The sequence below is a fragment of the Oceanicaulis sp. LC35 genome (assembly GCF_052055585.1).
Lineage (GTDB): Bacteria > Pseudomonadota > Alphaproteobacteria > Caulobacterales > Maricaulaceae > Oceanicaulis.
Map to the genome: position 1 here is coordinate 1,693,731 of NZ_CP170485.1, position 23,264 is coordinate 1,716,994.

General features: G+C 62.7%; 26 protein-coding genes and 1 tRNA gene. 6 read left to right on the forward strand and 21 right to left on the reverse strand.

What is annotated here, in order from left to right; genetic code table 11:
* Positions 1-46: 46 nt before the first annotated feature.
* The 7 genes from ACFELO_RS08040 to ACFELO_RS08070 form a co-directional block, all read right to left on the reverse strand.
* Entirely contained in the window at positions 47-907 is an 861-nt protein-coding gene (locus ACFELO_RS08040) for a DUF817 domain-containing protein (protein WP_440957259.1), read from the reverse strand.
* The gene (locus ACFELO_RS08045) at positions 907-1,167 is read right to left on the reverse strand and encodes a hypothetical protein (protein ID WP_440957260.1); all 261 of its coding nucleotides are present in this window, start codon (positions 1,165-1,167) and stop codon (positions 907-909) included. Before ACFELO_RS08045 ends, ACFELO_RS08040 begins: the two co-directional genes overlap by 1 nt.
* A 5-nt stretch (positions 1,168-1,172) precedes the next feature.
* A complete protein-coding gene (locus ACFELO_RS08050) occupies positions 1,173-1,970 on the reverse strand; it encodes an enoyl-CoA hydratase-related protein (RefSeq protein WP_440957261.1) in 798 nt (265 codons plus the stop codon).
* A 147-nt stretch (positions 1,971-2,117) separates the two neighbouring features.
* The gene (locus ACFELO_RS08055) at positions 2,118-2,492 is read right to left on the reverse strand and encodes a hypothetical protein (protein WP_440957262.1); all 375 of its coding nucleotides are present in this window, start codon (positions 2,490-2,492) and stop codon (positions 2,118-2,120) included.
* A 147-nt stretch (positions 2,493-2,639) separates the two neighbouring features.
* On the reverse strand, positions 2,640-2,957 hold the full coding sequence (locus ACFELO_RS08060; protein ID WP_440957263.1) for a hypothetical protein: 318 nt from the start codon (positions 2,955-2,957) through the stop codon (positions 2,640-2,642).
* A gap of 37 nt (positions 2,958-2,994) precedes the next feature.
* Entirely contained in the window at positions 2,995-3,579 is a 585-nt protein-coding gene (locus ACFELO_RS08065) for an NAD(P)H-dependent oxidoreductase (RefSeq protein ID WP_440957264.1), read from the reverse strand.
* A 69-nt stretch (positions 3,580-3,648) separates the two neighbouring features.
* Positions 3,649-5,256, reverse strand: coding sequence for a carboxyl transferase domain-containing protein (locus tag ACFELO_RS08070; RefSeq protein ID WP_440957265.1), 1,608 nt, complete (start codon positions 5,254-5,256; stop codon positions 3,649-3,651).
* 133 nt (positions 5,257-5,389) lie between these two features.
* On the opposite strand from ACFELO_RS08070, the gene ACFELO_RS08075 reads away from it, so the two are divergent.
* The 4 genes from ACFELO_RS08075 to ACFELO_RS08090 all read left to right on the forward strand — a co-directional run bounded on the left by ACFELO_RS08075 (position 5,390) and on the right by ACFELO_RS08090 (position 9,223).
* Positions 5,390-6,229: an enoyl-CoA hydratase-related protein gene (locus ACFELO_RS08075; RefSeq protein WP_440957266.1), complete on the forward strand. Its 840-nt coding sequence runs from the start codon at positions 5,390-5,392 to the stop codon at positions 6,227-6,229.
* Entirely contained in the window at positions 6,226-6,585 is a 360-nt protein-coding gene (locus ACFELO_RS08080) for a GFA family protein (RefSeq protein ID WP_440957267.1), read from the forward strand. Before ACFELO_RS08075 ends, ACFELO_RS08080 begins: the two co-directional genes overlap by 4 nt.
* Positions 6,582-8,306 carry a patatin-like phospholipase family protein gene (locus tag ACFELO_RS08085; protein ID WP_440957268.1) on the forward strand — a complete coding sequence of 575 codons (1,725 nt, stop codon included), beginning with the start codon at positions 6,582-6,584 and terminating at the stop codon, positions 8,304-8,306. Before ACFELO_RS08080 ends, ACFELO_RS08085 begins: the two co-directional genes overlap by 4 nt.
* 89 nt (positions 8,307-8,395) lie before the next feature.
* Positions 8,396-9,223: an aldo/keto reductase gene (locus tag ACFELO_RS08090; RefSeq protein ID WP_440957269.1), complete on the forward strand. Its 828-nt coding sequence runs from the start codon at positions 8,396-8,398 to the stop codon at positions 9,221-9,223.
* 42 nt (positions 9,224-9,265) lie between these two features.
* On the opposite strand, the gene ACFELO_RS08095 is transcribed toward ACFELO_RS08090, so the two are convergent.
* The 9 genes from ACFELO_RS08095 to ACFELO_RS08135 form a co-directional block, all read right to left on the reverse strand.
* The gene (locus ACFELO_RS08095) at positions 9,266-9,739 is read right to left on the reverse strand and encodes a lysozyme inhibitor LprI family protein (RefSeq protein ID WP_440957270.1); all 474 of its coding nucleotides are present in this window, start codon (positions 9,737-9,739) and stop codon (positions 9,266-9,268) included.
* A 24-nt stretch (positions 9,740-9,763) separates the two neighbouring features.
* Positions 9,764-10,237, reverse strand: coding sequence for a lysozyme inhibitor LprI family protein (locus ACFELO_RS08100; protein ID WP_440957271.1), 474 nt, complete (start codon positions 10,235-10,237; stop codon positions 9,764-9,766).
* A gap of 54 nt (positions 10,238-10,291) precedes the next feature.
* The gene (locus ACFELO_RS08105; protein ID WP_440957272.1) at positions 10,292-11,035 is read right to left on the reverse strand and encodes a flavodoxin family protein; all 744 of its coding nucleotides are present in this window, start codon (positions 11,033-11,035) and stop codon (positions 10,292-10,294) included.
* 103 nt (positions 11,036-11,138) lie between these two features.
* Entirely contained in the window at positions 11,139-12,311 is a 1,173-nt protein-coding gene (locus ACFELO_RS08110; RefSeq protein ID WP_440957273.1) for an isovaleryl-CoA dehydrogenase, read from the reverse strand.
* A gap of 70 nt (positions 12,312-12,381) precedes the next feature.
* A complete protein-coding gene (locus ACFELO_RS08115) occupies positions 12,382-14,166 on the reverse strand; it encodes a glycoside hydrolase family protein (RefSeq protein WP_440957274.1) in 1,785 nt (594 codons plus the stop codon).
* 80 nt (positions 14,167-14,246) lie between these two features.
* Positions 14,247-15,230, reverse strand: coding sequence for a Kelch repeat-containing protein (locus ACFELO_RS08120; RefSeq protein ID WP_440957275.1), 984 nt, complete (start codon positions 15,228-15,230; stop codon positions 14,247-14,249).
* A gap of 47 nt (positions 15,231-15,277) precedes the next feature.
* Positions 15,278-16,666, reverse strand: coding sequence for a magnesium transporter (gene mgtE, locus ACFELO_RS08125; RefSeq protein WP_440957276.1), 1,389 nt, complete (start codon positions 16,664-16,666; stop codon positions 15,278-15,280).
* A gap of 163 nt (positions 16,667-16,829) precedes the next feature.
* Positions 16,830-16,916, reverse strand: a tRNA-Leu gene (locus ACFELO_RS08130).
* 61 nt (positions 16,917-16,977) lie between these two features.
* Entirely contained in the window at positions 16,978-17,223 is a 246-nt protein-coding gene (locus ACFELO_RS08135) for a FliM/FliN family flagellar motor switch protein (RefSeq protein ID WP_028284815.1), read from the reverse strand.
* Positions 17,224-17,326: 103 nt separating this feature from the next.
* Here ACFELO_RS08135 and lipB point away from each other — a divergent pair, with 103 nt between their 5' ends.
* Positions 17,327-18,004, forward strand: a complete 678-nt coding sequence (gene lipB / locus ACFELO_RS08140; protein ID WP_440957277.1) for a lipoyl(octanoyl) transferase LipB — start codon at positions 17,327-17,329, stop codon at positions 18,002-18,004.
* 6 nt (positions 18,005-18,010) lie between these two features.
* Here lipB and ACFELO_RS08145 read toward each other — a convergent pair whose 3' ends face one another.
* From ACFELO_RS08145 to ACFELO_RS08155, 3 genes are all read right to left on the reverse strand, one after another.
* Complete coding sequence (locus tag ACFELO_RS08145; RefSeq protein ID WP_440957278.1) at positions 18,011-18,526, reverse strand: hypothetical protein; 516 nt, start codon at positions 18,524-18,526, stop codon at positions 18,011-18,013.
* Positions 18,527-18,615: 89 nt separating this feature from the next.
* Complete coding sequence (locus tag ACFELO_RS08150) at positions 18,616-19,188, reverse strand: DUF805 domain-containing protein (protein ID WP_440957279.1); 573 nt, start codon at positions 19,186-19,188, stop codon at positions 18,616-18,618.
* A gap of 110 nt (positions 19,189-19,298) precedes the next feature.
* Positions 19,299-19,859 carry a DUF805 domain-containing protein gene (locus ACFELO_RS08155; protein WP_440957280.1) on the reverse strand — a complete coding sequence of 187 codons (561 nt, stop codon included), beginning with the start codon at positions 19,857-19,859 and terminating at the stop codon, positions 19,299-19,301.
* Positions 19,860-20,086: 227 nt separating this feature from the next.
* Here ACFELO_RS08155 and ACFELO_RS08160 point away from each other — a divergent pair, with 227 nt between their 5' ends.
* Positions 20,087-20,542 carry a TM2 domain-containing protein gene (locus ACFELO_RS08160; RefSeq protein WP_440957281.1) on the forward strand — a complete coding sequence of 152 codons (456 nt, stop codon included), beginning with the start codon at positions 20,087-20,089 and terminating at the stop codon, positions 20,540-20,542.
* 79 nt (positions 20,543-20,621) lie between these two features.
* Here ACFELO_RS08160 and ACFELO_RS08165 read toward each other — a convergent pair whose 3' ends face one another.
* Together ACFELO_RS08165 and ACFELO_RS08170 are read right to left on the reverse strand one after the other, a co-directional pair.
* The gene (locus ACFELO_RS08165; protein WP_440957282.1) at positions 20,622-22,652 is read right to left on the reverse strand and encodes an acetyl-CoA carboxylase biotin carboxylase subunit; all 2,031 of its coding nucleotides are present in this window, start codon (positions 22,650-22,652) and stop codon (positions 20,622-20,624) included.
* A gap of 84 nt (positions 22,653-22,736) precedes the next feature.
* Complete coding sequence (locus tag ACFELO_RS08170; protein WP_440957283.1) at positions 22,737-23,243, reverse strand: potassium channel family protein; 507 nt, start codon at positions 23,241-23,243, stop codon at positions 22,737-22,739.
* Between the last annotated feature and the right edge of the window lie 21 nt (positions 23,244-23,264).

The window sequence follows — 23,264 nt, forward strand, 5'->3', positions numbered from 1 at the left end:
AAAGCTGGTCGCGCGGTTTTGGGGCAAGCCGTCGCCCGGTGCAAGCTCAGGTCTCTGTCGGCTGACGCTCTTTGCCGCGCGTGAGCACCACCAGCACAAAGCTGATCTGCATCAGCAAGAACCAGCTGCCGAGCTTGGCCAGCGAGACCATTTTCCACTGATGCTCCTGCCCGGGATAGCTCCAGGCGCGCGCGAACGTGCCGATATTCTCGGCGAACCAGATAAAGAGCGCCACCAGTACAAGGCCCATCAAAAGCGGCATGAAGCGATGCACACGGTCTGGCCGGAACCAGATCACGCACGGCCCGTAGATCAGCGCGCTGGCGGCGAACAGCGCCCAGCGGATATCGATCACATAATGGTGGCTGAAGAAGTTGATGTAGATCGCGAGCGCCAGCAGGGCCTGCATCCAGGCGGGCGGGAAGCGGTCAAACCGGAAATCGAAGATCCGCCAGACCCGCGCCATATAGCTGCCGACGCTGGCGTACATGAAACCCGAAAACAACGGCACGCCCCAGATGGCGAACAGGGCCTCGTCGGCGCCCGGATACACCCATGAGCCCGCATGCACCTTGAAGATTTCCATGGCCGTGCCGACCACGTGAAAAACGCAAATGATCCGCACCTCGGCCCAGCTTTCCAGCCGGAAGGCGATCATGCCGATCTGGATCGCCACGGCGCCCAGTGTGATCACGTCAAAGCGATGCAGCGGTGCCTCGGCAGGGTAAACCAGATAAACGCCAAGGATCAGCGCCAGCATCAGACCGCCAAACAGACACGCCCAACCCTGTTTGATCCCGAAGGCCAGAAACTCGAATGCTGCGAGGGAGACCGGACCCCTCACCCAACGGTCGCGTAGGGCCAATCGTTCACGGTGAAACCAGGCTTCAAGATCACGCAGGCTCATTAAAGGGGCATCCAGTCTTCAGAGAGCACCTCAACCAAACCGGGGCCCTCTCGCGACTTAGATTTTCGCAACAATTTCAGCTCTTCATGACGGTCCAGTGTCAAATCCTGGGCCATGACCCAAGCATTGGCGGCTTGAACAACTGAATCCAGATTGCCACTAACGAGCAGCGTAGCGCGGAGCTTGCCCCTTTTGACCGCCTCTTCATGGGGTAGAGGGCGTGCGACCACGGTCACCTGATAAAGATCACGCAGGCTCAAGCGCTTCAGTCCGCCCAGAACGGCTTACGCTTTTCAAGGAAGGCGGCGAGGCCTTCGCGGCCCTCTTCGCTGACACGACGGTCGGCGATCTGATGGGCGGTCTTGCGCAGCAGGTCGTCATTGATCGGGTGATCAGTGACCATGTCCACCAGCGCCTTGGCGTCACGCACCGCGCCCGGCGCAGTCTGGAAGGCGAGCTTGCCCAGATATTCCATCATGTCATCGAGCTCGTCCGCGCTTTCGACCACATATTGTGCAAGGCCGATCTTGTGGGCGAACTCGCCGTCAAAGCCTTCACCCGTCGCAAACAGGGCGCGGGCATAGCGCGGGCCGATGGCGCGGATGACGAAGGGCGAGATGGTCGCCGGGGTCAGCCCCAGGCGCACTTCAGAGAAGCGGATCCGGGCGTCCTTGACCGCAACGGCCACATCACAGGCGGCCATCAGGCCGGCGCCGCCGCCCATGGCCGCACCCTGAACCAGGGCGATGGTGGTCTGAGGCAGGTCATGCAGGCGCTTGAGCATACGCGCGAGGTTCAGCGCATCGATCTGGTTGTCCTCATGGGTCCAGTCCGCCGCCGCCTTCATCCATTCCAGATCCGCGCCCGCCGAGAAGCTTTTGCCGGCGCCGCGCAGGAACACCACGCGGGCCTCGTCGGCGTTTGCGCGCAGGGTCTCAAAGATGTCGGACAGGCGCGCGATGATGTCGGCGTTGAAGGCGTTGTGCTTGTCAGGCCGGTTCAGCGTGACGATGGCGGCGCCGCCGGGAGTTACATCAAGCAGGACTTCGTTTTCAGCAGCCATCGGACATCGCCTTTTCGCTAGCAATCAGGATCCCCTCCTGATTACTCCGCCGGGCGCGCCGGGCCAAGCCGTCACCTGTGCGTCGAAATGACGAAGGCCCGCCGCCGGTTAGGGCGACGGGCCTGTCATGGACGCCGTCAAAGGCGATCAGCGCGGCAGCACGATCGACTTGATGATGTACAGCACCGTCAGGCCCACCAGATAGGCAGCGCCCAGGAAGGCGATGTATTGCCAGTAGAGCATGTCGGTCACCGGCGGGATGGCGAAAGCCGCGCTGTCGCGCACCATCGGCAACACCACATCGACGATCACATGCACGATCACCGAAAGCACCGTGAAGATCAGCACGGCGGCGTATTCCTGCATCAGCAGCGCCATCACCAGGCCGATCACGCCCATCTGCACGCCCAGGAAGATCCAGTTGATGGAGCCGCCATCGCCATGCATGGAGTATTGCAGTCCGGCCATCAGCCAGGACCAGACGGGCTCGATATAGGCCCAGATTTGATCGATGTATTCCATAGTCATCCCCTCGCCAGCCAGCCTTACTGAAGGCCGCCACTGCTGGGAGCGTGCCAAGAAGTTAACAAAAATCAAGCAAAACCCGTCCTCCAGCGCCAAAAATCGGCAATGCAGACAAGTCTCAGCCCGTTCTGAAGCGGTTAATGATTAACGCTTGAAGAGCAGACGCTTGATGATCGCGAAGATCAGGATCACTACCAGATAACCCACCAGAACCACCGCTGCGTAACGCCAGTAGCTGGCTTCCAGAACAGGCGGCAGACGCAGCGCCGCGCCGTTGGCGATCACCGGAATCAGGATGTCCACGGCAAGGTGGATGATGGTCGCGGCCAGCACGATCACCGGCAGGCGCTTGAGATCGGGCAGCACGATGGCGGCGACCAGCGCGATCAAGAGCCCCTGCACGGCGTTGATCTCGTTAAAGCCCGCGCGCATGAAGTCGAGCACGTCGTTGAGAATGTCCATGGTTTCCCCCATTAACCTTGAGGGCCGTGTTGTAACCCTATCGGACCGCGCGGCCTAGGGTCCGTGTTCTCTCGAGCATGGTCAGGCGTGCTTTTTCGCTGACGCCCACGCCGCCGAACACGGTGTGGCGCACGGGCGAGAAGCCGGAGATCTTCAGCATTCCCGCTTCCAGCGCCTTGAGCGAATGCGCCCCGAAGATCAGTTTGTAGGCAAAGCCCGGCATGCCCATGGTCACGATCAGACGCGCCGATTTGCCCTTCATGTTCTGGGTAGGCCAGCTCTTGTTATCGTCGGCACCCTTCAGGAAGAAACCGCCACAGGCCACATGCTCGAAGAACGCCTTGGTCCTGGCCGGAATCTCCCCCAGCCAGAGCGGATAGATCAGCACCAGGTGATCGGCTTCAGTCAGGGCCGTCCGCACCGGATCGAACTGGGCGGGCGGCTTGGCTTCGAAGTCCTGTGGCGAACTCAGAAAGCCGAACTCCATCGCGCCCACATCAAAACGGTCCACGATATGCCCCGCCTCCTGCGCGCCTGCCTGATAGGCGTCGCTCAGGGCGTAACAAAAGCGGTCCGGCGATGGATCAGGATGGCCATTGATCAGGCAGATTCGCTTGGACATGGGCTGAGCTCCGCATTGATGAGTCCAGCCTATCAACGCCTCGCGTCTCCGCCCATGCGACCAAGAGCGCTACATCCGGAAGACGCCGAACTTGGTGTCCTCAATGGGGGCGTTCAGCGCGGCGGAGAGTGCGAGGCTCACCGCGCGGCGGGTGTCTTCGGGCGCGATCACGCCGTCATCCCAGATGCGGGCGGTGGAGTAATAGGGCGAGCCCTCTTCCTCGTACTTCTCGCGGATCGGCGCCTTGAAGCTTTCCTCATCCTCGGCGCTCCAGCTCTCGCCGCGCAGCTCCATGCCGTCGCGCTTGACGGTGGCGAGCACGCTGGCGGCCTGTTCGCCGCCCATCACCGAGATGCGGGCGTTCGGCCACATGAACAGGAAGCGCGGGCCGAAGGCGCGGCCGCACATGCCGTAATTGCCCGCGCCGTAAGAGCCGCCGATCACCACGGTAATCTTGGGTACTTTCGCGGTGGAGACCGCGGTCACGAGCTTGGCGCCGTCCTTGGCGATGCCGCCCGCCTCGTATTTCGAACCCACCATGAAGCCGGTGATGTTCTGCAGGAACAGAAGCGGGATCTTGCGCTGGCAGCACAGCTCTATGAAGTGCGCGCCTTTGAGCGCGCTTTCAGAGAACAGCACGCCATTATTGGCGATGATGCCCACCGGCATGCCGTGCAGGCGTGCGAAGCCGGTCACCAGCGTCTCGCCATAGAGCTTCTTGAATTCATCAAATTCTGAGCCGTCCACCAGACGCGCAATCACTTCGCGCACGTCAAAGGGCTGACGCGTATCGGCGGGGATGACGCCGCCCAGCTCCTTGGGATCGAGGCGCGGTTCGCGCGGTTCTTCGAGGAAAACCTGCTTGGGTTTGACGGTGTTAAGACCGGCCACGATACGGCGCGCAATCTGCAGCGCATGGTCATCATCCGCCGCGTAATGGTCCACCACGCCGGATTCGCGGGCGTGAACGTCGGCGCCGCCCAGATCCTCAGCCGAGATTACTTCGCCCGTCGCCGCCTTCACCAGCGGCGGGCCGCCCAGGAAGATGGTGCCCTGCTTGCGCACGATCACCGTCTCGTCCGACATGGCGGGCACATAGGCGCCGCCGGCGGTGCAGCTGCCCATGACAACGGCGATCTGCGGGATGCCTTCAGAAGACAGATTGGCCTGATTGAAGAAGATGCGTCCGAAATGCTCCTTGTCCGGAAACACCTCGGCCTGGTGGGGCAGGTTCGCGCCGCCCGAATCCACCAGATAGATGCAGGGCAAGCGGTTCTCGCGCGCCACGTCCTGCGCCCGAAGGTGCTTTTTCACCGTCATCGGATAATAGGTGCCGCCCTTCACCGTGGCGTCATTGCAGACGATCACGCATTCGCGGCCTGACACCCGGCCAATGCCGGTGATCATGCCCGCGCCATGCACATCACCCTCATACATGCCGTTCGCGGCCAGCGCGCTCAGCTCCAGAAAGGGCGAGCCCGGATCGAGCAGGCGCTGCACCCGGTCACGGGACAGGAGCTTGCCGCGCTTGAGGTGTTTTTCACGCGCGCGCTCATTGCCGCCCTTGGCCGCTTCCGCGGTCTTCTCACGCAGCTCGGCGACCAGCCGGGCCATAGCTTCGGCATTGGCCTTGAAGCTGTCAGAAGACACATCGAGCTGGGTGTGAAGTTCGGTCATGGCGCGAATTTCCGTCTGGTGGATCAAGACTGACGCGCTGCTTAGCCTGTTCAGGCAATACCGCGCAATGGCTGCGGCGCCCCTTGCCGATTGTCCGGACGCATCAGAAGGTGTGCGCAACGGAGGAGACGACATGACTGACTATACCAGCTTCAAGGTCACCCAGGATGGCCCGATCGCCCGGATCACCCTGAACCGGCCTGACAAGCGCAACACCATGACCCCCGCCTTCTGGGCAGAGCTTCCTGCAGCGGTGAACGCCCTTTCGGATGCAGGCGAAACGCGGGTGCTGATTCTGGACGCGGAAGGCCCGGTCTTCACCGCCGGCATGGATATCTCGGTCTTCACCGACCCCAATGCGCTGAAAACCGACAGCGCCTCAATGCGCGAAGCCTTCATGACGGCTGCGACCGCGCTGCAGGACAGCTTTACGGCATTCGAGAAAGCCCGCTTCCCGGTCATCGCTGCGATGCAGGGCCCGTGCGTCGGCGGCGGCGTGGACATGATATGCGCCGCGGACATGCGTTATGGAACCAAAGACGCCTGGCTGCGCATTGAAGAGACCAATATCGGCATGTTCGCCGATGTGGGCACGCTGCAACGCCTGCCCAAGCTGATCCCCGAAGGCGTCGCGCGCGAGCTGGCCTATACCGGTGAAACGCTGAGCGCCGAGCGCGCCGAAACCCTCGGGCTCTATAACGCTGTCCTTGATGACGCCGAGGCTTTGAAAGCCCATGTGGACAAGGTCGCCCAGTCGATCGCCAGCAAGGCGCCCCTGACCCTTTCAGGCATCAAGCGCTCTTTCCTCTATGCCCGCGATCACACGGTGGCCGACAGCCTGGAACACGCCATGACGCTGCAAGCCTCGCTGTGGAGCCCTGAAGACATCATGGAGGCGATCACCGCGCGCGGCGAGAAGCGCGAAGGCGACTTCAAGCCGCTGACCCCGGTCAAACGGATGGGCCAATCATGATAGAAGGCCAGTGCGCATGTGGCGCGCTGGCCTGGCGCGCACCGGAACCGGCCTGGCTGCATACCTGCACATGCTCGTATTGCCGTCGATCCGGCGCGCTTTGGGGCGAGGTTCCACCCGCTCAGACCGAGCTGTTCATCATGACGCCGCCGCTGCGCTATGTTCGCGGTGACGCCTGCCTCGCCTTCAACTTTTGTCGGACGTGCGGAAATCTGGGCTGGTGGAGCAGTCTTGAGCCGAATCCGGATAGGATGAAGCTCAATTTCCGCCTCGCCGACCCGGCCTTGATTGCGAATCTGCGCATGCGCATCTTCGACGGGGCGGACACCTGGCGCTATCTGGACCCTGACCCATGAATCTGGGACTGAGCATTCTGCCGTTTTTCAACCGGGTCGAAAAAGCCGCGCTCAAGGCGGTCGAGGCCGAGGTGGAATGGTTCTGCCTGCCAGCAGGCCAGACCCTGTTTGAAGAAGGCGAGATCGCCGATTCTTTCTATCTGGTGCGCTCGGGCGCCCTTGCTGCGTTCAGGACTGGCGCAGACGCCCGCCCCGAACTTGTCGGGCATATCCGGGCAGGCGAACCCATCGGGGAGATGGCGCTGGTGGAGGATCGCCCCCATTCGGCCAGCGTCTACGCCCTGCGCGATTCCGAGCTGGTCAAACTGCCCAAGGCCGCTTTTGACACACTGACCAACAAGCACGCCTCGCTCATGCGCGAGCTCAGCAAGATGATGTTGTCGCGCATCCGGGCGGGCGAATCCTATCGCCGGTCCGAGCCGCGCGTCTTTGCGCTGATCTCCACCTCACCCACCATCGATCTTGAGTATCGCAGCCAGCTGCTGCGTGACGCGCTCAAGGAGATGGGCGTGTCCTCCATCGCCTGCGGGGAGGAATGCTCAGACTGGCCCGGCCCGCGCCTCGACCGTCTGGAATCCCAACACGACATCGTCATCCTGCAGGCCCGGCTGGGCGATTCCACCTGGGCCCGTCGCGCCATGGCGCGGGCGGACCGGATCTGGATGATGGCGCGCGCAGACGCCCGCCCCTCCATCCCCCTGATGCCGGAAGACCCCTCGCCCGCCGCCCGGCTCAAGCTGATCGACATGGTGATGGTCCATAATGAAGGCGTCCGCAAAGCGGCCAACCCGTCTGAATGGATCGCTGCGGCGGATGCGGCGCGCTGCTTTCACTGGCGCCAGCACAATCATGACGATGTGCGCCACATGGCGCGCACCATGGCCGGCAAGTCGGTAGGGTTGGTCCTGTCGGGCGGCGGCTCACGCGCCTATGCCCATGTGGGGGCGATCCGCGCGTTCCGGGAATCGGGCGTCGAGTTTGATTTTTACGGCGGTGCATCCATGGGCGGGATCATCGCCGCCGGCGCCGCGATGGGCTGGGAAATCGGAGAGCTTGAAGACCGGATGCGCCGCGCCTTCGTGGACTCAAACCCTTTAAGCGACTGGATCATGCCGGTGGTCAGCCTGACGCGCGGCAAACGGGTGGACCGGCGCCTGAAAGAGCATTTCGGCGATGTCGACATATCCGAACTGCCCCGCCCGTTCTTCTGCGTCTCATCCAGCCTGACGACCGGCGCGACGCGCATCCACCGCACCGGCGAGCTGTCACGCGCCCTGCGCGCCTCCATCGCCATTCCCGGCCTTCTGCCGCCGATTGTGGATGGCGATGACGTGCTGGTGGACGGCGCGGTGTTCAACAATTTCCCTATCCAGGAACTCAAGGCCTATCACCGCGGCGTGAATGTGGGCTGCGACGTGACCCGCAACAACGCCATCAATCCCGACGATTTCCGCAATGTACCCAGCTTCACCAGCTGGGTGGCCCGTCATGGCCTGTCAGACCCGCCGCCCATCGCTTCGCTGCTGATGCGCGCGGCGACGGCGGGCACGCTGGAACAGCACGCGCTGACCCGACGGGCTGCGGATGTTCTCGTCCTGCCCGATCTCGAGCTCGACATGCGCGAATGGAAGCGCTTCGACGAGGCGGTCGAGGCCGGATATGAAAGCGCCAAACGCCTGATGGAAGAGATGCCGAACGTGCTGGCGCAGAGGTTTGGCTAGCACCGCTGACTGCAATCGCGTGCAACGCCCGGCCTTTCAATCGCGTTCCTGTACCTTACGTCCTAACAGCACGCATGAAGGAGCGCGATATGACCGAGCGAACCCAAGCCAATGGCGCTGACATTCCCAAGCTGGGTTTTGGCACCTGGCAACTGGAAGGCGAGGATGCGACGCGCGGCGTCATGACCGCGCTGAAGACCGGCTATCGCCATATCGACACGGCGCAAATCTACGGCAATGAAGCCGAAGTCGGCCAGGGCTGGACCCAAGCCGGCGTCAGGCGTGAGGACTTTTTCCTGACCACCAAGGTCTGGCGCGACAAATTCCGCGACGGCGATTTGCAGGCCTCGGTGAAGGAGAGCCTCGACAAGCTCAAGACCGACTATGTGGACCTTCTCCTGCTGCACTGGCCTGTGCCGGAGGTTCCACTGGATGAAACCATGAAGGCGCTGAACGCGGTAAAGGACGCCGGCATGGTCAAACATATCGGCGTGTCCAACTTCACCGTGGACCTGCTGGATGAAGCGCGCGCTAACTCATCCGCGCCGCTGGTCGCCAATCAGGTGGAGTACCACCCCTTTCTCGACCAGAACGCCGTGCTGACGGCCTGTCGCGCTGCGGGCATGGCGATGACCGCCTATTCCCCCATCGCTCAGGGCAAGGTGTTTAAGGACGAGGTCATCACCGACATCGCCAGAAAGCACGGCGTCTCACCCGCCCAGATCGCACTGCGCTGGCTGATCGATCAGGACAGCGTGGTCGCCATCCCTCGCAGTTCCAGCGACACGCACATCCAGTCCAATTTCGAGATCGCGGACATCGCGCTCAGCGAAGAGGATACGGGACGCATCAACGCCCTGCGCAGCCCTCAAGGCCGCCTGATCAATCCGGGTTGGTCGCCAGACTGGGACAAGTAAGCCCGAAGACAAAACCCCGCGCCATCGGCGCGGGGTTTTGTTTTACATTTCAATCTCTTCAAGCTGCGATTCAAGGTCAATCGCACGCCTGGCGGTGAAGTCATTAAAGCAGCTATCCGCCACCACGCCCATCATCGTACCGCCTTCATAGGCCAGGCTCTGCTGGGAGCACTCGGTCTCCCGGTAGGTCAGCCAGGCGCGCTGCGCATCCAGCAAACGCTCACGGCGCAGGGTCTGCTCGCGATTGAGCAGGCGGGTGCGCAAAGCGGAATAAGCCGCATTCAGCCGGTCATCCCACAATGCGGTTTCCCGCTGCATGCACGATCGCATCCCGTAGGTCGTGTATCCGTCAGGCTCCTCCTGACAGGCATCCGACACGACGCCAATGCACGCTTCGGAAATCTCCGCCTGCGCCAGACACGCGTCGAGTTGCCCTCGCCCCGGCAGATCCGTCTGATCTGTGCCTTGAGCATTCAGGGCCAGTGTCATGGCCAGAACCAAGCCTTCAGCCAGCATGGCCTCTCCCCTTTTTCATCAAACCTAGCGGGACATCCCGTCGCGCTGGCGTTCGAGCGCAATCGCCCGGAACGCGGTCAGCTCATTGGTGCAGCCTGAACGAATGACGCCCATCATCGACCCGCCCTCAAAGGTCAGGGCGCGCTGTTCGCACTCCATGGCGCGGTACTCGGTCCAGAGCGTCTGGGCGCTTTGCAGCGCGTCATGGCGCGCCTGCTGATTGCGGTCCTGCGTCATGAACAGAAGATCGGCATAGGCCTGTTCCATACGCCCGTTCCAGATCTCGTATTCGCGACGCCCGCATTCCATGATGCCATGGGTGCTATACCCGCCCGGCTCTTCATAGCAGGCCGTCTCGACCACGCCGACACAGCTCTGCGGCGTTTCAGCCTCATGCAGGCAGGTTTCGATGCGCGAGAAGTCGATTTGCGACGGGGTACGGTCCCGGACAGGCTCACCTTCGGTCAGCACCATCGCGATCAGTATTGCACTCAGCATGAGCGTCCCCTCAGCACCTTGAACAAACAGGCTGAGGGGAAACTAAGGCGATTTTCAGCCCTCTGGCGACCAGAAAGGATGGGCGAGCTTTTGCTGACTCATCGTCGCGTCATCCTGATTGCCATAGGCCGGAAAGCCGCCCGCATCCTTCAGCAAACGCGCCATGTGCATCAAATTCCAGCTCAGAATGGTCGCGTTTCGCTGGGTGAAGGCGTTCCCGCGACCCGCTGCGTCGCCATTCTCACCTTCATCGCCATAGCTCAGACCCGGCCCGATCTCGCCGATCCAACCCGCATCCGCCTGGGGCGGAATGGTGTAGCCGATATGAGAGAGCGCATATTGCAAGGTCATGGCGGTGTGCTTGACCCCGTCCTCATTGCCGGTGATCACGCAGCCGCCCGTCTTGCCGTAATAGACAAACTGGCCGTTCTCCTGACGCTGTCCGGACTGGGCGTAGAGCCGTTCGATCAGAACGCGCGCTACTGAGCTTTCCTCGCCCAGCCAGAGCGGCGTGCCGATCACCAGAATGTCCGCCGCCTTCACTTTCTCCCAGATGTTGGGCCAGTCATCGCGATCCCAGCCCTGTTCGGTCATATCCGGCTGGACGCCGAACGCGATCTGGTGATCGACCAGGCGCACACTCTCAACGCTGACGCCCTGGGCTTTCATGATGGCGCGGCACACATCCATCAGGTCGTCGGTGTGGGAGGGTTCGGGCGAGCGCTTGAGCGTGCAGTTGATGAACAGCGCTTTGAGGTCGTCATAGCGGGCGGGCGGGGAGCCTGGAGTGTCGGTCATCAAGCGCCTTTCAATGCAGATAAAAAAAGCCCGCGCCGAAGCGCGGGCTCAAAAGATTACGGGGAGCGTCGTGTTCTTCGACAGGAGAACAACGCCTCAGCCCTTATTTCGTTGCGTTGAACAGCTCGCGGCCGATCAGCATGCGGCGCACCTCGCTGGTGCCGGCGCCAATCTCGTAGAGCTTGGCGTCACGCAGCAGGCGGCCCGTCGGGTATTCGTTGATATAGCCATTGCCGCCCAGGATCTGGATGGCGTCGAGCGCGCACTGGGTGGCGGCCTCGGCGGCGAACAGGATCACGCCCGCCGCATCCTGACGGGTGGTCTTGCCCGCATCACAGGCCTGCGCCACCGCGTACACATAGGCGCGCGAGGCGTTCATGCGGGTGTACATGTCGGCGATCTTGCCCTGGATCAGCTGGAACTCGCCGATCGGCTGGCCGAACTGCTTGCGCTCATGCACGTAGGGCATGACCACATCCATGCAGGCCTGCATGATGCCGACCGGGCCCGCAGAGAGCACGGAGCGCTCGTAATCGAGACCGCTCATCAGCACGCGGACGCCGCCGCCCACTTTGCCCAGCACGTTCTCTTCCGGCACTTCGCAGTCCTGGAAGACCAGCTCGCCGGTTTCAGAGCCGCGCATGCCCAGCTTGTCGAGCTTCTGGGCGATGGAGAAGCCCTTCATCCCCTTCTCGATCAGGAAGGCGGTGATGCCCTTGGAGCCCGCTTCGGGATCGGTCTTGGCGTAAACCACCAGCGTGTCCGCGCTCGGACCATTGGTGATCCACATCTTGTTGCCGTTCAGGACGTAGTGATCGCCCTTTTTCACCGCTTTCAGACGCATGGAGACGACGTCTGAGCCTGCGCCGGGTTCGGACATGGCCAGCGCGCCCACATGCTCGCCGGAGATCAGCTTGGGCAGGTATTTCTGCTTTTGCTCTTCAGAGCCGTTGAGGCGGATCTGGTTGACGCACAGATTGGAGTGCGCGCCATAGCTGAGGCCGACCGAGGCGCTGGCGCGGGAGATCTCTTCCATGGCGAGGCAGTGTTCCACATAGCCAAGGCCGGAACCGCCATACTCTTCCTCGACGGTCAGGCCCAGAAGGCCCAGCTCGCCCATTTTCTTCCACAGGTCTGCGGGGAACTCGTCCTTCGCGTCGATCTCGGCGGCGCGCGGAGCGATATGATCGGACGCGAACGACTGCACGGTATCGCGCAGCATGTCCGCGGTGTCGCCGAGCGGGAACTCGAGCGAAGGGTACTGGTTCGAAATCATAGACGGCGAGATACCACGCGCGTCCGGCGCGTCAAGTTCGCACAAATCTCGCCGAAAACGCCCCTCGCCCCTACTTCTCGTTGCGTCGGCCGAAGATGAACCAGCTCGACGCCGTGCACAGAAGGACGCCAGCCCCGAACACCACAGGTCCAAGCGGGGAATAGGACAGGCCCAGATCCATATAGGCGCCCATGTTGGACACCACATCCCAGCCGCCAATGCCCACCATCACTGCGCCAATGCCAAGCGAGGTGTAGAACATGACGTCCCCGCCCTGACGCTGGGACGGTTCGGCGTCCTCAAACGGGGCGGTCTCACCGCCCGACACATCGGCCGGATCCAGCACATCGGCATCCTCATGGATATCCGCGTGAACATCCTCGGCATCCTTGTCGGGATGGTCCGGTCCCTCGACATCACCGGACATGCCCGGGGCAGACGCCGGCGCCAGTGCGGGATGCGGCGGGGCGGAGAAGACCTCAAGCGATGCGCCTTGCGTCTCGGACGCACGGTCAATCGGCTCGGCGTCCTGATCGAGGTTCACATCGACCGAAATCACATCTTCACGATCCGCCAGCTCGGCGGCGCGCTCGGAGGCTTTCACCTCTTCTGTCGCAGCCTGGGGCAGAGCCTGAGGCGCAATGGGCGTCACCTTGATGGTGGAGACCTTCAGAGAGCTCTGCAAAGCGCTCAGCGGCACGGACGGCGAGCTGAACAGGCTGGAGGACGCCGCATTCGGGCGCACCACGGGCGCAGCGGTCTCTTCAAGACGCGTTCTGGGCGCCTGGGACGGCAGCCCCACATGGGCGGTGGACAGGAAGCTGTAGCCCAGCTGGACCGGGGCTTCGGCTTCAGCCTGAGCCACGGGCGCAGATGCAGGTGCAATGCTGGCGGACACCTGACGCGCCATGCGCGCCATGACCTGGGCAATAGCCGCATCCTGAGCCGCCTTGACGTCCTCGGCTTCTTCAGCGGGCGCGTCTTCGCTCACAGCCAGCGGGGCCGGCTCCTCACGAACCGTCTCCGGCTCGGCGTCCGAAGACGCCTCGTCTTCTGCCGGCGCTTCACCCTGTTCGACTGGTTCGGCCTCAGGCGCGGGCTCCGCCTCGGAGACCATCGCGGTTTCAACCTGCATGACCTCACGATCGTCCTCGGGAAACTCAAAGGCGATATCGAGTTCGACCAGGCCGGGCTGTTCAACGTCCGCCTGCGCGTCAGGCTCTGCGACAGGCGCAGCGTCCTCGCTAGCGGGCGTCTCGGTCTCAAGCTCAACCTCGACCTCGTCTTGGGACGCGGCCTCTTGCTCTACGTCTGACACAGGGGCTTGAGACACTTCGACCGGTTCAGCGACAGGCTCCGCCGCTTCCGGCTCGGCGACCGGGCTGACGGGCGCATCAATCTGGGCGGCGCTGTCTTCGAGCCCGCTCAGATAGAGCGCTTTTTCCGCGGCCCGACGCGCCACCAGACGGTCAGACACCACAAGGCGCCCATCCTGATCAGCGCGCACCCAGGTCTCGATCGCAGCCGCAGCTTCCCGGTGACGGCCATCACGCGCCAGACGCGCCACGTCTGACACCTTGAAGGCCCGCAAACCGACCGACAGCGCAAACGAGACCAGCGCATCGCGCATGGGCGCAGCCATCTCGGCGCCCACACAGGCGTCGAGCGTCTGCTCGGCGCGCATCACGTCATAGATCAGAAGCAGTTCCGCATCTTCGGGCTTGAGCGACACGCCTTCCTTGGCGGCGGCGGTGTGGCCATAGCCGACGACCCAGCGTTTGCCACGCCGTTCGGCGGTCGCCAGGAAGGGCTCGTGAGCCTTGATCAGGTCGCGCGCGGCGCGGGAAGATTTCAAACGCGGTGTCATCGCTGTCCCGTTTCGAAACGGTTGAGTTCTACGTTAAGAACCGCGATGCAAACTCAGGACCGTCGCGGCTATGACGGTGAGAAAATGTCCACCGCGTCCAAGGCGGTAAAGGGCGCAAAGAAGCCCGCGCCCGATCCTCCGCCAATTAACCAAATCGTCCCGTCAATGCTGACAACCCCTGATTCTGTGCGGGCCGCAGGCATGTCAGGCAAGGCGCGCCAGTCTTCGCCGCCCGCCTCCAGCATGACATGGCTGGCCAGCGTGCGACGCATGTCAGCGCTGCGGCCGCCAAAGACATGGATGGCTCCGTCCAGAACCGCCGCCGCATGACCGGCACGCGGTTCAGGAAGATCCGGTCCGCGACGCCAGGATTGGGACACTGTGTGGTAAATATCGACCCGGTTCATGGCGTGCCCGTCCCGGGCGCCGCCAATCAGCCAGATTTCTTCCCCCACAACGACAGCCGCCGCGCCGCGACGATTGATCTCGGCGGGCGCTTCAGCGGCGTTCCAGCTCTGCGCTTCAGGATCGTAGACAAACAGACCGGGCGCGCCGTCCTCACCGCCAAGCGCGAAGAGCTGGTCGTTCAGCGCCACCAGCGACAGGCTGGCCTTGGGCCCCGGCAGAGCGGTCTCCCCGCTCCAGGTGTCGCTGAGCGGATCATAGGACCAGACACTGTCGATGGGCTCGGCCCCACCTTCAGAGGAATAGCCGCCCGCGACCCAGATCTTGTCGCCCATCACCGTCATGCCAAAGCGCTCCAGGCCGACCGGCATGGGCTTGAGCACGCGCCAGGCGCGCGTCTCGGGGTCATAGACTTCCAGAGCATCGCGCGGACTGGCGAGCCCGGCGCCGCCAGCGGCATAGACCCGGCCATCCAGCACCGTGGCGGACAGACCGGCGCGCGCCTGGTCCAGACGCGGGCCGATGGCCCAGGGGCCCGACAGGCGCAAGCCGCTGTCAAAGACAGGCGCTTCGGAAACGGGTTCCTGCGCGGCCAGAGGCGAGAGCCCCGCCAGCGCGACAACGATCGCCAGAGCGGTATGTTTCATGTCAGGGCCTCCCTCAGGGTCTCGGTCGTCTATTAAGTTGCGACTGATTAAAGCAGAACAAGGGCGCCCAGGCCCAAAAACACGACAAATCCCACAACATCGGTCACGGTTGTCACGAAAACCGAGGACGCGACCGCCGGGTCGGCGCCGAAATGCTTGAGCCCCAGAGGCACAAGCACGCCCGCAAGACCGGCGATGGCGAGGTTGATCACCATGGCGACCGCGATGACGTAGCCCAGCTCCGGCTCCTGGAACCAGACGGTCGCGATGATCCCCATGACCACCGCGAAGATCAGACCATTCACCAGACCGGCGGCGGCTTCGCGCCAGACAAAGCGCAAGGAGTTCGCCCCGGTCAGATCACGCGTGGCGAGCGCCCTCACCGCAACGGCCAGTGACTGTGTGCCGGCGTTTCCGCCCATGGAGGCGACGATGGGCATGAGCACGGCGAGCGCGACCAGTTGCGCGATGGCCTGATCAAACAGCGCGATCACCAGAGAGGCGAGCACGGCGGTTCCCAGATTGACCAGCAGCCAGGGCGCGCGCGATTTGACCGATTCCCAGACGGTGTCGGCGAGACCCGCCTCGTTCACCCCGGCCAGCGCCAGAAGGTCTTCCTTGTTCTCTTCCTGGATGACATCGACGATGTCATCGACCGTCAGCATGCCTTTCAGGCGGCCAGAATCATCCACCACCGGCGCCGAGATCAGGTGGTATTTTTCGAACAGATAGGCCGCGTCTTCCTGGTCATCCTCGGGCCGGATGGTGATTTTCGCCGATTCCATCAGCTCTGAGAGCGGCGTCTGGCGCTGGGAGCGCATCAGACGGCTCACCGGCACCGCGCCAATCGGGCGGAAGCCTTCATCCACGATGAAGACCTCGAAGAACAGATCCGGCAGCTCCTCGCCAGCCAGACGCATATGGTCGATCGTGTGACCCACGGTCCAGAAGGATGGCGCCGCCACGAATTCGCGCTGCATCAGGCGGCCCGCCGTCTCCTCTTCAAAGGAGAGAGACGCTTCGAGATGCTCGCGGTCTTCCGCGGACACCGCCGCCAGAACCGCCTCACGCACTTCCGGTTCGAGCTCCTCGACGACCATGGTCTTGTCGTCGGAATCCAGCTCGTCGAGCGCTTCAACGATCTGCTGGGGCTCGAGCAGTTCGAAAATACCAGCGCGGGTGTCATAGCCGATCTCGGCGATGACCTCGCCACTGAACACCGCCGAATCAAGCTCGGCCAGATGGCGCTGCTGATCCCAGCTCAACTGCTCGATCAGGTCGGCGATATCAGCGGGGTGCAACGGTTCAAGCAGCTGACGGACAAGAACGGAATCGCCATCGGCGATGGCGCCGATCAGCTCCACCAGCACGCCTTCAGGCAGATCCATGCCGGTCGTCACATCATCACGGTGCAGCTCTTCAACCGGTTGCGTCATGGCGCCTCACGTCTGTCTGGAAGGGGGAGTCAGGGTGCAGACGACAGGATAGGCGCGCGCCGCGACGAAATCGAGACAGCGAATGCGGTTGAAGCAAAAAAACAAAAAAGCCTGACGCTCGGCGTCAGGCTTGTCTGTCAGCGCTTCAGAGAAGCGAGAAATATGGTGCGGCCGAGAAGACTCGAACTTCCACGGGAGTTACCCCACAGCGACCTCAACGCTGCGCGTCTACCAATTCCGCCACGGCCGCGAATTGGGAAGCGGGCATGTACCAACCCCCGACCCGCTTGTGAAGCCCCTATGTGCTGGGCTTATGCAGCAAAATAGTCGTGAACGTCAGCTGCATCAGTGATGGAGACCGCCACGCGATCCCCCTGGATGATAATCTCGCCGCGGGCGATGGGATGGTTGTTGGCCAGAATCCACACCTCGTCATGCTCGGCGGCGTCCAGCGGAATCACCGCACCCCGGCCCATGCGCAGGAATTGGTGAATAGGCAGCTTGGACCGGCCCAGAAGGACGGAAATTTCAACCTGAACGGCGCCGAGTTGGCTCATGGAGTGTGCATCACTGTTGCTGCAAGTCGCATAGCCCTTGCCATGCGCGTCTTCGCTCACGATGTTCCGCTACGGTTTCTCGACAGTTAAAGGCGTGCAAAACATGACAGACACGATCGGCTGGGCGGTGTCCGAGACCCGCGTCCCCTACCCCGACGCCGTGGCCGCCATGGAAGCCCGCGCCGAAGCCATCGCCCGCGGTGAGGCGAGCGAGCTGATCTGGCTGCTCGAACACGACCCGCTCTACACCGCAGGGACCAGCGCCAAGCCCGAAGACCTGCAGGATCCGGATCGCTTCCCGGTCCACGCCACGGGGCGCGGCGGCGAATACACCTATCATGGTCCCGGCCAGCGCGTGGCCTATGTGATGCTTGACCTGCGCGAGCGCGGTCGGGACGCGCGCAAATTCGTACGCGATCTTGAGCAATGGATCATCGACACGCTCGACGCGTTCAACGTCACCGGCGAGCGGCGCTGCGGACGTGTCGGCGTCTGGGTGGACCGCACCCAGCCGGGCGGACCCGAGCGCGAAGACAAGATCGCCGCCATCGGCATTCGCCTGCGTCGATGGGTGTCGTTTCACGGCATTGCGCTGAATGTGGAGCCGGACCTGTCTCACTTTGGCGGGATCACGCCCTGCGGCATCTCTGACCCGCGCTATGGGGTGACCAGCCTTGTGGATCTGGGCCTGCCGGTGACGATGGATGATGCGGACCTGGCGCTCAAACGCGCGTTTGAAGGCGTGTTCGGCGCGACACGCCCCGAAGACCCGCCGGTCTAGCCCGCCCTAGCGGCGCGCGGTCCAGTAGCCCACCGCGGCCAGTACCAGCCAGAAGCCCCAGACCGACGGCCAGGCCCCAGCGTGCAAAATCGCCATGGCGAAGTCAGGATCAGAGCTGAGCCGGTTCTGATAGGCCTGCTGGATCACCGGATCAGACGCTGCAGCCTGAACGGCGGCGGGATCATTCATGTTCACGCCCTGGCTTTCCAGGAAGGACACGAATTGCGGATAGGCCCGCACCGCCATGGCGAACAGGCCCGTGAGCATTTTCACCACCGTTGCTCCCGCCAGCACCCCCAGCACCAGCAGGGACGGCTTGCCGAGCGCGCGGTAGCGGTTGATGAACACCGTGCTGACGAAGAAGGCGATCACCAGCCAGGACAACAGCCCCGCTGCCGGCGAAAAACTGATCCGCAGCGCATCCAGCGCCGCAATCACGCCCAACCCGATCCAGAACTCGTCCTCGGTCGAGCGATAGACCGGCATGAAGGCCGTCTTCAGATCAAAGCTGGGCTGGGTCACGCCGGTTCCTCATAGACAAACGCGCGCCCCGGTATGAAACGGAGCGCGCGTCTATGGCAAGCCCGCCCTGCAAGCGCGGGCGAATATGATCAGTTCTGATCGGGATTTTCTGGCGTCTCGACCGGAGACTCCGCCGGCATGGCTTCCGGCGCGCCTTCCGCACCCGGAACCGGACCATAGCGGTTTTCCTGCGGGTCCTGCTTGAGGATGGCGTTGCCCGCGAAGATGAAGCCGATGGCAATCAGCGCATTCATGACAGAGCCCGGCAGCGCTGTTGCTTTGGAGGCCGCCTCGCTGGCCTGCATCATGGCGTCCGGATTTCCGGTCTCCATAGCATTGGCCACCATTCGTGTCGCCTCACCGGCGAAAATGCTCGAGACGGTCTGGCTGCCCACATAGCCAACGACTAGCCAGGCCACCAGAATGGCCAGGAACAGCCAGCCAGATTTGCCGGCATCATGAAGACGCTGGGACCAGATGCAGACCCAAGGATAAATCAGAACCAGACTGATCACCGAGACCAGAAGGGTCACCGCGACCGGCAGGATCAGCGGAGACAGGCCCAGAACAAAGGTGATCGCGACCAGGATCAGACCGGCTTTCTGAAAATCGGCCGGGGCCATACGGCCATTAGCTGAGAACATGGAGGCTACAAGGCTCATGAGGTCCCCTTTATCAAGTGAGTCTGTGTCGTATCCTGCCGCTCAGGCGACAGCCTTCGCCACTCTCCCCTGAACCGCAGGACGGGGCAATGGCGACGCGTCCTGAAACGCTAGCCTTCCGCAGGCGGCGCACCCGCCGAGCGGGCTGCTGCGCGGGCATACTGCGCCTGCTGAGAGGCCGGGCCGTATACATTGTCCTCAGGGTCAGATCCCAGCGTGCCGACCCAGATCGTGTAGACCAGCCAGGTCAGGGCGGACAGCGACCAGAAGAGCAAAAGGCCGCCTGCGGCCAATACGCCGCCGCTGACCAGCTGCGCCGTCGCCTGAGGCGACAAATCGCCCGATTCCAGCATCTCCCAGCCGCCGGGCTTACCGACCACATCCAGGAAAGGCGCAAGCGCCGCCCCGCCAGCGGCGACAACGCCGAACCCCAGAAGGGACAGGGAAATCGCCCAGGGAATGAGATGGATCCAACCGGTCTTGTCCGCATCATGCAGGCGCTTGGCCGGCACTACGGCGCCCACATAAATCAGGCCCAGAAAGATCAGGCCGCCCACAAAGGGCAAAGGGGTCAGAAACAGATTGGCCGCAACCACGATGAGCATGCCCAGCCAGTATTCATTCTGGCTGATGCGCCCGTGGGGGCTGAACAGGATGTGACCCAGATTCATTCAAGACTCCCTGAATTGATCCTACACCCTGCCCGCCGGAATGCTTCCACGTCAAATGAAGTCTGGGTAAGCTGTGGATATCTCTGGTCTGCTTTAGACTTGGCGGGGTCTCTCAAAACGGCGGCGGACCTTGCTTTCAGGCTTCAGGCAGGGTTTTCTGAGACTGATTATTGATTCCCCTCCCCCGCTGAACCATTGCAGCGAGAAACATCTGGAAGGAACAGGCCATGAAAGGCTCAATTCTCGAGTACAATCCCGCATCCGGATCAGGCCTGATCAGCGGCCAGGACGGGGCTCGCTACACCTTCAAGGGCACCGAATTCCGCGGTGATGTGACCAAGATCAAGATCGGCGCAGAAGTTGATTTTGAAGTCGCAGAAGCGGGCGGCGAAGCCATCAACATCTTCCCGCTGTCTGTTCCGGCCGCCGCTGGCAGCAAGAACAAGATCGTGGCGGGCCTGCTGGCCATCTTCCTGGGTGGCCTGGGCATCCACAAATTCTATCTCGGCTTCAGCGGCCCGGGCATCATTATGCTTCTGGTCTGGCTGCTGGGCTGGATCCTGTTCGGCATCCCGTCCCTGATCATCGGCGTCATCGCCCTGATCGAAGGCATCATCTACCTCACCAAGGACGACGACGCCTTCACCGAGACCTATGAGGTCCAGAAAAAGGGCTGGTTCTAGACACCAGCGCCGTCCCGGCCAAAGAAAAGGCTGCGCTCATCCGAGCGCAGCCTTTTTTGTGTCAGCGGGTCCAGAAGACCTACTCGAACTCGATCAGCAGCTCGTCTGCAGCGACCGACGCGCCCGCTTCGCAATTGACCGACTTGATGACGCCATCCAGCTCGGCGCGCAGTACGTTTTCCATCTTCATGGCTTCAACAACCATCAGCGCTTGACCGGCCTTGACCTCCTGGCCCGCCTCGACGGCGACGGAGACCACAAGGCCAGGCATCGGGCTAGTGATCAACTTGGCGGTGTCCACCGGCTCTTTTTCCGGCAGGCGGGCGTGCAGCTCGGCGATGCGCGGCGTGCAGACCAGCGCGTCGGCGCGATAGCCGCGATGGCGCAGCTTGTAGCCTTCGGTGCGGTCCGCCACGAACAGCGAGAAGTCCTGACCATCAAGCGTGCCTTCGAACATGTGTTCGCCCGGCTTCCACCCTGTGGTCAGCACGACCGGCTCGGCGATCAGGCCCGGCGCCCAGATTTCCGCGCCCGCCTCATCCATATCCATCGCGCCTTCAGGAATGCGCAGCTCCACCGGGAAGCGCTGATCGTTGAGGATCACCACCCATTCATGGGCCAGCCCCTCTTCAGGCAGAGGCGTGATCCGGCCTGAAACCCGCGCCGCGCGCTCGACAAAAACGGTGTGCATGAAGGCGGCGGCGGCGCTCATGATCTTGAGCTGGAACTCGGTCGGCGCCGTGCCATTGAAGCCCTCGGGGAAATGCTCCTCGATATAGCCGGTATGGATGCGCCCGGCCTTGAAGTCCGGCTCATCCAGAACGGCGGACAGGAAGGGCGCGTTCGACTGCAGCCCGTCCACATGCAGACGGTCGAGGGTTTCGGACAAGGCGTCGATCGCCGCTTCGCGGCTGTCGCCATAGCCGATGACCTTGGCGATCATCGGGTCATAGAACATGGAGATCTCGTCGCCCTCGCGCACGCCGGAATCAATGCGCAGCGCGCCCTGGCCCATCGGGCCTTCAAGCGGTTCGGCATAATGCTTGAGGCGGCCAATGGACGGCAGGAAGCCACGATACGGATCCTCGGCATACAGGCGCGCTTCCACGGCCCAGCCCTTGATCGTCATGTCTTTCTGCTTGAAGCCCAGCTCCTGCCCCGAGGCCACGCGGATCATCTGTTCCACAAGATCGATCTCGTGGGTCAGCTCGGTGACCGGGTGCTCCACCTGCAAACGGGTGTTCATTTCCAGGAAGTAGAAGTTGCGCTCCGGGTCGACGATGAACTCGACGGTGCCGGCGCTGTCATAGTCCACAGCCTTGGCGAGCGCCACGGCCTGATCGCCCATCTTCTTGCGGGTCGCTTCGTCCAGGAAGGGCGACGGCGCCTCTTCCAGCACTTTCTGGTTCCGACGCTGGACCGAGCATTCGCGCTCGTTGAGGTGGACCACATTGCCGTGCTTGTCGCCCAGCACCTGGATCTCGATATGGCGCGGCTTCTCGACGAATTTCTCGATCAGGATGCGGTCATCGCCAAAAGAGGATTTGGCTTCATTGCGCGCCGCCTGGAAGCCTTCGCGCACTTCCGCCTCAGAGCGAGCAATGCGCATGCCCTTGCCGCCACCGCCTGCAGACGCCTTGATCATCACCGGATAGCCAATGTCATTGGCGACTTCGACGGCTTGCTGATCGTCCTCGATCTCGCCCTTGAAGCCCGGAACCGTGTTCACGCCCGCTTCGGCGGCGAGTTTCTTGGATTCCAGCTTGTCGCCCATGGCCGCGATGGCGTGCGGATTCGGCCCGATCCAGGCGATGCCCTTCTCAGCCAGCGCCTTGGGGAAAGCGGAGTTTTCAGACAGGAAGCCGAAACCGGGATGGACGGCGTCTGCGCCGGTGTCGACGCAAGCCTGAATGATCTTGTCCATCTGCAGATAGGATTCGCCCGGCGCGGGCGGGCCGATGAACACCGCCTCATCGGCCATTTCCACCGCCAGCGTATCCGCGTCCGCTTCGGAATAGACCGCCACGGTGGGAATGCCCAACCGCTTGCAGGTCTTGATGACGCGCACAGCAATTTCGCCGCGGTTGGCGATGAGGATCTTGTTGAACATGTCCGGTCCTGTGGAACTTCTGTAATTTGTGTCGCCGGTTTAGCGCGCCCCGCAGGCGGTGGGCAAGTCGGGGTAGATGTTCGTCTAATCCGCGTCCTGCTCGCGTTTGGCCTGCTTGCGCGCTTCAAACAGCTCCGCCTCGTCCTCGCGGCGATCCAGCCAGCGGAACTCCACCGAGCGCAACCGGCTCACAACCTGCAGCAAGAACGCTGTGGACCAGCCCAGCAGCAGGAAGCCATTGGCGCTCTCGATCGCGGCCAGCACGCGCCAGCCAGGCCCCAGAACAATGTCGCCATAGCCCACTGTGGTGAAGGTGGAGGTGGAGAAATAGAGCGCAGCTTCAAATGTATCGACCACGCCGCCCAGCCGGTAGAGCGCGGCATAGACCCAGATCTCCACGGCATGCAGGAAGAACAGGGTCAGCATCACGCCCAGGATCAGTCCCATCTGCCACCAGGCGGTCGCGACATAGCTCGACCGCCCTTCCCGCCAGCGCATGATCGCAATCAACGCGGCCAGCCCCGCCATGTGGATCGCGGTGGTCAGAACCACCATGACGGTGGACAGGAGCAAATAGGATGCAAGGTTCAAATCCGTCTCTCCCCAGCCCGG